Source organism: Ferruginibacter sp., assembly GCF_014377975.1.
GTDB lineage: Bacteria > Bacteroidota > Bacteroidia > Chitinophagales > Chitinophagaceae > Ferruginibacter.
In genome coordinates, this window is sequence record NZ_JACMOO010000055.1 from 1 (window position 1) to 11,019 (window position 11,019).

12 protein-coding genes are annotated in these 11,019 nt (G+C 35.1%); 8 read left to right on the forward strand and 4 right to left on the reverse strand.

Features of this window, described 5'->3' with window-relative positions:
• Positions 1-1,210 precede the first annotated feature (1,210 nt).
• The 4 genes from H7254_RS03855 to H7254_RS03870 all read left to right on the forward strand — a co-directional run bounded on the left by H7254_RS03855 (position 1,211) and on the right by H7254_RS03870 (position 5,211).
• Complete coding sequence (locus tag H7254_RS03855) at positions 1,211-1,882, forward strand: response regulator transcription factor (RefSeq protein WP_301921998.1); 672 nt, start codon at positions 1,211-1,213, stop codon at positions 1,880-1,882.
• Positions 1,883-2,143: 261 nt separating this feature from the next.
• Complete coding sequence (locus H7254_RS03860; protein WP_301931730.1) at positions 2,144-2,809, forward strand: response regulator transcription factor; 666 nt, start codon at positions 2,144-2,146, stop codon at positions 2,807-2,809.
• A gap of 198 nt (positions 2,810-3,007) precedes the next feature.
• Entirely contained in the window at positions 3,008-3,847 is an 840-nt protein-coding gene (locus H7254_RS03865; RefSeq protein WP_301931731.1) for an aminotransferase class IV, read from the forward strand.
• A gap of 41 nt (positions 3,848-3,888) precedes the next feature.
• A complete protein-coding gene (locus tag H7254_RS03870) occupies positions 3,889-5,211 on the forward strand; it encodes a deoxyribodipyrimidine photo-lyase (protein WP_301931732.1) in 1,323 nt (440 codons plus the stop codon).
• Between the two features lie 20 nt (positions 5,212-5,231).
• Here H7254_RS03870 and H7254_RS03875 read toward each other — a convergent pair whose 3' ends face one another.
• Positions 5,232-6,059 (reverse strand): 1,4-dihydroxy-6-naphthoate synthase, encoded by an 828-nt coding sequence (locus tag H7254_RS03875; RefSeq protein ID WP_301931733.1) that lies wholly within the window; start codon positions 6,057-6,059, stop codon positions 5,232-5,234.
• Complete coding sequence (gene mqnB, locus H7254_RS03880) at positions 6,056-6,739, reverse strand: futalosine hydrolase (RefSeq protein WP_301931734.1); 684 nt, start codon at positions 6,737-6,739, stop codon at positions 6,056-6,058. The genes H7254_RS03875 and mqnB overlap by 4 nt, the downstream gene beginning before the upstream one ends.
• A gap of 44 nt (positions 6,740-6,783) precedes the next feature.
• Between mqnB and H7254_RS03885 the strand changes: the two genes are divergently transcribed.
• From H7254_RS03885 to fabD, 4 genes are all read left to right on the forward strand, one after another.
• A complete protein-coding gene (locus tag H7254_RS03885) occupies positions 6,784-7,194 on the forward strand; it encodes a 6-carboxytetrahydropterin synthase (RefSeq protein ID WP_301922004.1) in 411 nt (136 codons plus the stop codon).
• Between the two features lie 179 nt (positions 7,195-7,373).
• Entirely contained in the window at positions 7,374-7,790 is a 417-nt protein-coding gene (locus H7254_RS03890; protein WP_301931735.1) for a 6-carboxytetrahydropterin synthase, read from the forward strand.
• 103 nt (positions 7,791-7,893) lie between these two features.
• The gene (gene folE, locus H7254_RS03895; RefSeq protein WP_301931736.1) at positions 7,894-8,490 is read left to right on the forward strand and encodes a GTP cyclohydrolase I FolE; all 597 of its coding nucleotides are present in this window, start codon (positions 7,894-7,896) and stop codon (positions 8,488-8,490) included.
• Between the two features lie 79 nt (positions 8,491-8,569).
• Positions 8,570-9,460 carry an ACP S-malonyltransferase gene (fabD, locus tag H7254_RS03900; RefSeq protein ID WP_301931737.1) on the forward strand — a complete coding sequence of 297 codons (891 nt, stop codon included), beginning with the start codon at positions 8,570-8,572 and terminating at the stop codon, positions 9,458-9,460.
• 327 nt (positions 9,461-9,787) lie between these two features.
• Here fabD and H7254_RS03905 read toward each other — a convergent pair whose 3' ends face one another.
• Positions 9,788-10,717, reverse strand: coding sequence for a malate dehydrogenase (locus H7254_RS03905; RefSeq protein ID WP_301923591.1), 930 nt, complete (start codon positions 10,715-10,717; stop codon positions 9,788-9,790).
• Between the two features lie 83 nt (positions 10,718-10,800).
• On the reverse strand, positions 10,801-11,019 hold a 219-nt coding region (locus H7254_RS03910; RefSeq protein ID WP_301931738.1), incomplete at its 5' end, for a hypothetical protein.

Sequence of the window (11,019 nt, forward strand, 5' to 3'; positions counted from 1 at the left end):
AATTGATAAAGCGGTATAGTAAAATTATGTTGTATCAAATCATAAAAATAATAAACGATTAAAAGGGTAAAAAATAAGCATTCCACCACAAGTGGTATAAAATCAAATTCCGAAAACTTACTATTGTAAAAATTGTAAATCCAATAAAGTACATAAAAACATATCGATAAAACAATAAATTGTTTACTTTTATTACTTTTGAAAATAGAAATATATAACATTGAAAGTATGATAAATTCAAGCAACAAAAAAAGCCTGATAATAAAGAAGTAATAAGAAGTAAGAATATGAAGAGCTGGCAGATAAATAATTAAAAATAGTGCAACAACAATTGTATATACAAAAAACACCTTCATTTCTTTGGTAATAATTCTTTGGAAGAATAATAAACAAAAAAAGAAAGGTGTAATCTCTGAGAGATAAGTAAAATTTCGTAAAATTTCTATGATAATAAATTATTTTTTCAAAAGTAAATAACTTTTTTCAAAAAATATTTATTAAATCATTAAAACGATTTTGGTGGGTGAACGAGTCCTCCGTACATAATAAATTAGTTTAAAGATTTAAGAATGATTCCGAGATGTAAACATCATATAAATTATTATCATGAACAATGGGTACTATATATATTTAAACGTTTTGTTTTACTAACATGCAATACCATTAAGGATCTTAGCGAAAAGTACTTAGTAATATCCTGTATAAAGTTGAGTAAACATACGCCCGTTAATTAGTAAATTTACTATTTAGTTTTGAAGTAATCATACCATAGTAAAATTACCAAAGCGATTATTAAATATTTTTAAAGTAAAAAATTCTGTAATCAGGCGGCGCTTTTGGCAGGAAATCTGTAGTCTGTAAAATGATTTATAAACAATAGATAAAAGCTTAGTGATAAAGCAATTTTCTCAAAATGAAAAAAGTGTTACTGGTCAAATGAACGGGTAACAATTCATCAATTAATTGGGGATTTTAAAATATTTATTTAGATATTTTGATAAAAATAAAAATAGATCGTTTTATGCGGATTGGTATAATTACTGAGTACAGGTACGCAATATCAGAGTATAAATTGCGTTATTCGCTTGTTAAAAAATTAACACCATGATAAAAATTATATAAAATCAAATTGAAATTTTCTTCAAAACAATATCGTAAAGTAAGTGCAAACACTTAATTTAGTGATAAACCCAATTAATTCCTTCGTCTTATGTCAATCTCTGTGGATTATTTAATAAAAATTGCTATTGCTGACGATCACAAAATATTTAGAGATGGAATAAAGATGGCGCTTTCCGGCAAGCCCAATCTTAAAATGCTTTGGGAAGCAGAAGATGGAAAGGATATGATGCATAAGATTGCCATTAAAAAGCCCGAGGTATTATTGATGGATATCCGGATGCCCGAAATAGATGGTATTAACGGTATTGAACTAATCCGAAAAGAATATGATGGAATAAAAATTATTGTACTAAGCATGTACGATGATCACCAGATGATTAGTAAAATGATGGAAATGGGCGCCAACGCTTATCTTACCAAAACAACCGACCCTGACGAAATATATGAAGCAATACTCACTTGCATGAATGAAGATTTTTATTTTAATGATCTTGTGAATAAAGCCGTGATGGGAAAGTTGATGCAGAAAAAAAGTGTGCGGCAACATTATAGCGCCAATACAGCCATACGTTTTAACGAAAAAGAAATAAAAATTTTACAATTACTTGCAGAGGATAAAACCACCGAAGAAATATCCAAAACCATTTTTCTTAGTCCCCGAACAATTGAAACAATACGGCAAAATATGAAAACAAAGGTAAATGCAAAAACTATTGGCGGCTTAATTATGTATGGGATGAGAAACAAGCTCATTGAATAATTTTATAACTACCCCTGGCGTTTTTATAAAATGGTATAAGTTTTTATTAATACTCAGAAAAAAGATTAAAAGAAATTTAGAGCCTGACAGATATTGTTTTAATTTAGAAAAATTTAAATCAAAGCATAGTAAAATTCCTACTTCAAATAACACGTACTTATCCTATTAATAGTATTAAAAATAGCTGGATATTGCACTTTGTTACGAAGGGATATTTACTAAATATTATTAAATCCCGTTTATTTCTAAAACCCAATAAATTTGGAACCTATAAAAGTGTTAATTGCAGATGACCATGTACTTTACCGCGCCGGTGTAAAAACTGCCCTAAGTTCAAAAAATGATATTGTGGTAATTGCGGAAGCCGATAATGGTATGCATTTGCTTACGATGTTAAAAACGATTCAGCCGGATGTTATTTTATTGGATATTCAAATGCCCGTAATGGACGGGATAACTACGCTGCCGGAAATAAAAAAGAACTGGCCAGATATTAAGGTAATTATGCTTACGATGCTGGAAGATCATAGCATGATAACAAAACTGATGGAATTAGGAGCTAACAGTTATTTAAGTAAAACCAGCGACATTGAAGTTATTTACGAGGCCATTAAAACCTGTTTTGAGCAGGATTATTTTTTTAATTTACTTACCAACAAAGCATTGCTTACAAACCTTAAGCAACGTCACCAGGTAACGCCACAAAAATTAGTTCAGCAGGAAGCACAGTTAAATGATAAAGAAATGCTGATTTTAAAATTAATGTGCGAAGAAAAAACTACCAAGGAAATTGCAGATATGGTAGACCTTAGTCCCCGCACTGTAGAAGCCATAAGGGATAAATTAAAAGTTAAAACCGGCGCAAAAAGTACAGCCGGATTAATAATGTATGCAGTAAAGAACAATATATTAAATGAAGAACGCTAAAATGGATACATTGATCAACTTTAATAAAAATTGTTTAAAATAATTAATAGAATAAATCGCATCTTTATACTAATTTTTTTCTCTTACAACCTCAATGAAGAAATGTCCCATCAAATTTACTTTGGTGGGATTTTTATTGAAGTTTTTCCTTCAAATTAAAAAGATAAAACAAATACATTACTGCTCATTTTATTATTTATGAATTATTTTAATTGCAACGGAAAAATTTTTGCTGAAGGAACGTTGGTGGTTGGTGCGGACAGCCGTGCATTACGCTATGGAGATGGTTTATTTGAAACCATCAAAATGAAAAATGGACACCTTGTGCTGGAGGATGAACATTTTGCAAGATTATGGAAAGGCATGAGTGTGTTGCAATTCGACTTGCCAAAACATTTTACACCGGATAAATTACAGAAAGAAATTATTGTGTTGGCAAAAAAAAATAATCAGGAAAATAATGCCAGAATAAGGTTGAATGTATTTAGAGGAGATGGCGGTTTGTATGATGCCAAAAATTATTTGCCAAATTATATTATTCAAAGCTGGCTTTTACAAGATAACAATGGTAAATGGAACAGCAACGGACTTGTTTTGGGTATTTATGAAGAAGCAAAAAAAAGCTGCGATATTCTGAGTAATATAAAACATAACAATTATCTGCCTTACATTTTAGGAGCACTGAAAGCCAAAAAAGAAAAATGGAATGATGCTGTTATTTTAAATACCCAAAGTAATATTTGCGATACAACCATTGCCAATATATTTTTAATTAAAGACGATGTAATATTTACACCGTCTTTAAAAGAGGGCTGTGTTGCAGGAATTATGCGTAAGAAAATTATACAGGAATTAATGGATAGGGGTTGGCAGATTATTGAAAAAGAAATTACCAAAACAGATTTGCAAAATGCAGACGAAATTTTTTTAACCAACAGTATATACAATATAAGATGGGTGCAGCACATTGAAGATACCGTGTACGCAAATACAATCACACAAAAAATTTATGCTGCTATTTTTTCAACTATTTATTGATACCGCTGTTAACTATTTTGTCATAAATTAATGGGATGATCATGGACAAAAGTAGTATTGAAAGTGTAAACGTATTTTGGTTTCGCAGAGACCTGAGGCTAACGGATAATGCAGGACTTTACCATGCTTTAAAAAGCAGTAAGCCAGTTATACCAATTTTTATTTTCGATAAAAATATACTGGATAAACTGGAAGAAAAAGCGGATAGAAGGGTAGAGTTTATTTATGCAGCACTTGGAGAAATGCAGGCCGTATTGGCCGCTAGAGGATCCTCACTGGAAGTTTATTATGGAACGCCTCTGGATATTTTTAAACAATTGGCAACCAAATACAAAATTGATACAGTATTTGCCAATCACGATTATGAATGGTATGCATTGGAAAGAGAAATTGCTATTAGCAAATTATTAAAAGAGCAGGGTATTAGTTTTCAAACATACAAAGACCAGGTTATTTTGGAGAAGGCGGAAGTAGTAAAAGATGATGGAACACCTTATACCGTTTTTACACCTTACAGCCGTAAATGGAAATCTATTTTAAATGAGGATCATTTAAGGCCTTATCCAACAAAAAAGTATTTCAACAATTTTTATCCGCAGCCTGCACAGTCAATACTGTCTTTATCTTCTATGGGTTTTACCCCACCGGGAAAAACATTTCCTTCCAAATCATTGAAGGAAGAACTGATAAAAAAATATGCGGAACAAAGAAATTTTCCTGCAATTGCAGGCACTTCAAAATTAGGTGTTCATTTACGTTTTGGCACCATCAGTATCCGGGAACTTGCTGCTCATAGCAGGCAACTTTCCGAAACATATCTGAATGAATTAATATGGAGGGATTTTTACCACATGATCTTATGGCATTTTCCCAAAGTAGGCAGGGGCAAGGCTTTTAAGCCACAATACGATACCATTAACTGGAGAAAAGATACCGGTGAATTTGAATGCTGGTGCAAGGGACAAACCGGTTACCCGATTGTTGATGCTGGTATGAGGGAATTAAACGAAACCGGGTTTATGCACAACAGGGTGCGCATGATTGTTGCTTCATTTTTATCCAAACACCTGCTATTAGACTGGCGCCTGGGAGAAGCATATTTTGCGGAAAAATTACTGGACTTCGATTTGGCAGCCAATAATGGAGGCTGGCAATGGGCGGCTGGCAGCGGTTGCGATGCTGCTCCGTATTTTAGAATATTTAATCCCCGTTTGCAAACAGAAAAATTTGATAAAGAATTAAAGTATATCCGCCGCTGGGTTCCGGAACTGGAAAGTTTTGATTATCCCAAGCCAATTGTGGACCATGATTTTGCAAGAAAACGTTGTTTGGAAGTCTATGGACTGGCGCTTAAACAAAAATAATTTTGTCAACTTTATTTTTGTTAACTCACAAAAATGTTTTCATAATCAATAGTGCAGTTATGTAATTGCTGGTAAACCTGCAGCAATTTTTTTACTGTATCTTTTCCTACTTCTCCTAAATTTATAGAATAATCATTTACGTAAAGCTCAATATGTTTACGTATTACTTCCTCACTCATTTCCTGGGCATTGTTGCGGATATAATCATTTAACCGCGGGTAATTACTAAAAGCATATTCGATACTCTTTTTAATAAGCCCGTCTATTTTCCGTTGAATATTTATATCAACTTCACGGTTAATAACAATGCCTCCCAGTGGGATTGGATTGCCGGTTTCTTTTTCCCAGAAATTGCCCAAATCAATAATTTTTTTAAGACCTTTATCTGCATAAGTAAAACGATTTTCATGGATAATTACACCCAAGCCATTACCATTACTAACAAAATCCTCAATGGCATCATACCGTAAAAAAATCTTCTTTTTTGCTTTTGGATAGGCCAGCGAAAAAAGTAAATGTGCAGTGGTTTGCTCGCCAGGTATGGCAATGGTATTTTCCTCTATATTATTGGTGACTGGGTTGCTGCCAGCAATTAATAATGGCCCTGCGCCTCTGCCTAAAGCACTGCCGCTATTTAATACTGCGTAGGTATCCAATACCAATGGTAATACACCATAACTAAGTTTGGATATAGTAAGTTTACCCTGCATTGCCCATTGGTTAAGGGTTTGAACATCTTCCAGCACTGTTTCAAATTGGATATTTCCGGTGTCTATTTTTTTGTTCACCAGCGCATCAAAAATAAAAGTATCATTGGGGCAGGGCGAAAATCCTAAGGTAAATTTCATGGTAAGTTTATAAGTATTTTTTCCAGTTCAATATTTAAGTTCAGGATAGCATCTTTCATGGCCCATTTGCTTTTATCTCTTTCCCCCACGGTATTACTGATGCCTCTTATTTGTATAAAGCAAAGTTTTTGCTGCAAACAAACATAATGAAATGCGGCGCCTTCCATGCTTTCAGTAGCCGGGTTAAAATGCTGTACCAGTTGTTGCCTCTGAAACAAACTGTCGCTTATTTTGTTTATCGTGATACCTTTCACAGCATGTAATGACAGCTTGTCAAACAGTTTGGTCGTATCATTAACGAGCCATCCGTCATTAAAAGGGTAATCATTTTTTTTCGCAAATCCTGCATCAAATAAAGTGGTAAAGTGTTGCTTTTCTTCCATGCCCGTATCTCCAAATGTATCCTGTTTTATGAGTACTGTTTGGCCTAATAATACCTGTTTACTAAATGTTCCTGCAATGCCGGCTTGTATTACCAAACCGGGTTTTTTGTTTAGCAGATTTTGGGTTAAAAAATAAGTTGTATTAACCTGTCCTACTCCGGTAATTAAAACTTCTATGTTATGATTATTAAACTTGTTTTGTGGCTTTTCAAGCAACAATAAAGTGGGTTCAATTTCAAATTTTGTAGCGGCAACAAGTAAAATATACATTTGGCAAAAATCGTACTTACACTTCATATTTCAGGATTTAGCAAGTACCTTTGCAAAAATTTTAAGTGAGGATGGTGTATATAACCAGGATAGAACATTTTAATGCAGCGCACAGGTTATTTAATCCGGTATGGAGCCATGAACAAAACGAAGAAGTGTTTGGTAAATGTGCCAATGAAAACTGGCATGGGCATAACTTTGAATTGCATGTTACTATAAAGGGATACCCTAATCCTGACACTGGTTTTGTATATGACGTAAAAAGACTCAGCACTATTGTTAATGAGCATATAATAGAAAAATTAGATCATAAAAATTTGAATGTTGATGTAGAATTTATGGCAGGTAAACTGTGTTCAATTGAAAATTTAGTGATTGCTATATGGGAACAATTAATACCTTATTTACCCCCGGCAGTACAATTGCATTGTCTTAAATTATATGAAACACCCCGGATTTTTGTAGAGTATTTCGGAAATTAAATGGTTTATTATGCAAACAATTGGTGTAATAAGTTGTTTTACTTTATCGGCTGAGAATGTTAGTAATCGAATTTCCTTTATTATAAACTATAGCACACTTTGTTTTATCAGTATAATGTTAAATAGGTGAAAACTGTGTTATTCTCCATCAACTATTAATTTAAACGAGTATAATTACCATGAACAATAAAGTAGCCGTTTACCGTAAAGAACATTTTAATGCTGCCCATCGTTTGCACAATCCCATGTGGGATGAAGCAAGGAACAACAGTGTTTTTGGCAAATGCAATAATCCAAACTTTCATGGGCATAATTATGAATTGATTGTAAAAGTAACCGGAGTGCCTGATGCTGTAACAGGCTATGTGTACGACATGAAATTGCTTAGCGACCTTATAAAAGAAAATGTACTGGAAAGGTTTGATCATAAAAATTTAAACCTGGATACGTTGGAATTTAAACAGTTGAATCCTACAGCAGAAAATATTGTAGTAGTGATATATAATATTTTAAGAGAAAAGATTGAAGCGGCGTTTGAGCTGAAAGTAAGGCTGTATGAAACAGAAAGGAATTTTGTAGAATATCCTGCTAATTGATTAATTTCTGTTTGTAATTCTAAATAAAACAGATACTTAGACAACAAAATATGACTTGTATTGTTACACCTAATAATAATAAAATTTACCATAATTTATTACAATGGCATATAGAAAAATAGAGCAGTATGATGAAGTTACTACTGCCAGTCTTGTAAAAAATTATAAACATGCGCTTTGTTTATTGGGCGAAGATGTAAACAGGGAAGGGCTTGCGAAAACGCCTGAAAGAGTGGCAAAATCCATGCAGTTTTTGACGCAGGGATATCAGCAGGATGCCAACGCTATATTGAATTCTGCCAAATTTCATGAAGAGGTGAGTGAAATGATTATTGTAAAAGACATTGAGTTGTATAGTATGTGCGAACACCATATGCTGCCTTTTTATGGCAAAGCGCATGTAGCATATATTCCAAATGGCTGGATTACCGGTTTAAGTAAAATAGCCAGGGTGGTTGATGTATACAGCAGGCGTTTACAGGTACAGGAAAGACTAACCCACCAAATATTAAATGCAATAAAGGAAACACTTAATCCTTTGGGAGTAGCAGTAGTAATTGAAGCGTCGCATCTGTGCATGATGATGAGAGGAGTGCAAAAACAAAATTCAGTAACTACAACATCTGCATTTTGGGGTGAGTTTGAAAAAAATGAAACCCGTACTGAGTTTGTAAAACTAATCAGTGCAAAATTGCACTGAGATATATTGCTGCAAAAATATCAATCCCTCTTTATGAGGGATTTTTTATTTTATTTGCAGTTGAAATAAAAAATAAATGATGGCACATGCATACGTATTTCCCGGCCAGGGAAGTCAGTTTAGCGGAATGGGGAAAAATTTATATGATACCAGCCCAATGGCAAAAGAATTATTTGAGCGGGCAAATATAATTGCGGGCTTTCGAATTTCTGACATAATGTTTACCGGCTCCGATGAAGATCTGAAGCAAACCAATGTAACACAACCGGCAATTTTTTTACATGCGGTAATAGCATTTAAAACGTTGGCAGATGCAAAGCCGGATATGGTTGCAGGACATTCATTGGGCGAATTTTGTGCGCTGGTTGCCAATGGCGTGTTGAGTTTTGAAGATGCGTTTAAACTGGTTTCCATCAGGGCAAAAGCGATGCAGAAAGCTTGTGAATTGGTACCAGGTACGATGGCTGCGGTGCTGGCTTTGGCAGATGATAAGGTAGAAGAAATATGCACTTTAATACATAGGGAAACAGGTGAAATTGTAGTGCCTGCAAATTATAATTGTCCGGGTCAGCTCGTAATCAGTGGTTCAATAACAGGCGTTGAAATAGCCTGCGAAAGAATGAAAGCTGCTGGTGCTAAAAGGGCGTTGATATTGCCCGTGGGTGGTGCATTTCATTCGCCGTTGATGTTGCCCGCCAAGGAAGAATTAGCAGCGGCTATTGAAGCGGCTACGTTTAATATTCCTTCGTGCCCGGTTTACCAAAACATAGTTGCAAAAGCGGTAACCGATGCAACTGACATTAAAAAGTGTTTAATGGAGCAATTAACCGGTGCAGTGAGATGGACGCAGAGTGTACAGGCTATGATTGCAGATGATGCTACACATTTTACGGAAGTTGGTCCTGGTAAAGTATTGCAGGGGTTGGTGTTGAAGATTAATAAAGAAATGATGGTGGATGGCGTTAATTGATAGCGGCACGGATTTAACGGATTGAAATTGATTTTTGTACATTTTTTGTAAAGGATGTTAAGTAAAGCTTGCTGTCATCTTTTCATAAAATTAAATTTAAAAAAATGGAGCGGTTAGGGTTGCGTAAAGCTTTGCTGTAGAAGAGGGCGATGCAACGATGATCCACATTGCTTCTTAGCCTGGACAAAAGCTTTGCAAACTATAAAACAACAAAGCCTCCGGTAAAATGGAGGCTTTGTTTGTAATGTTATAAAAAAAATAAATACTGACAGGCGATATGAAAAAATTCGTAAAAATCGCTCCAGACCAGTGTCGTAAGTATTTTCATTAAAGTGTGCTCAATACGCTGTTCATACTTCTTACAGCGTCGGCGCTTTTATTAAAAGCAGCTGTTTCTTCTGCATTTAGTTTATAGTCAACAATTTTTTCCCAACCGGTTTTACCAAGGGTAACCGGCACGCCAATGCAAATATCTTTTTGTCCGTATTCACCATCAAGACTCACGCAGCAGGTGAATATTTTCTTCTCATCTTTTACAATTGATTTTACCATTGCAGCACAAGCCGCACCGGGTGCATACCATGCAGAAGTACCCAGCAGGCCGGTTAATGTTGCGCCGCCAACCATCGTATCAGCAGCTACTTTTTTAAGTGTTGCTTCATCTAAATAATTGCTTACCGGTGTGCCCTGGTAAGTCGCCAGCCTTGTTAAAGGTATCATGGTTGTATCGCCATGTCCGCCTGCAACAAACCCTTGTAAATCGTTGGGTGAGCAACCCATTGCGGTAGATAAATAATATTTAAAACGTGCGCTGTCCAATGTTCCACCCATACCAATGATCTTGTTTTTTGGCAGGCCGGTAGCTTTTAAAGCCAGGTAAGTCATCGTATCCATCGGGTTGCTGATGATGAGGAGGATTGCATTGGGTGAATATTTTAAAATATTTTCAGCAACGCCTTTTACAATACCAGCATTAATGCCAATCAATTCTTCTCTTGTCATGCCGGGTTTGCGTGGCAGGCCAGACGTGATAACGGCAATATCGCTGTTGGCAGTTTTAGTGTAGTCGTTGGTGCTTCCGGTAATTTTGGTGTCAAAACCAAGCAAGGTAGAAGTTTGCATCATGTCGATGGCTTTACCTTCGGCAATACCTGCTTTAATGTCCAGCAAAACCAGTTCTTCACACAATGCCAAACGGGCAATATTATCTGCGCAGGTTGCACCTACAGCCCCTGCACCAACAACGGTAACTTTCATAATAAATAATTTTTTAAGTAGAAAAATAATTTGCGTGTCAAAGGTAACGCATTACACAATTGGGTAAAAAATGATGGAATAAATTATTTCAGCGCTTCCAGAATGATGGGTATTCCAATATTGCCTACAAAAGCCTTGGCTAATTTACCCTGCTGATCATAAACAAAAATAGACGGAAAGCTCCTTAATTGAAAAATACTTCCCAGCGCATAATTTACATCCTGGCCCATTTTAATATTGGGCATGGCGGATAAACCGTAGTCTTCATAAAATTGTTTCACCATTGCATAGCTGCTGGGCGA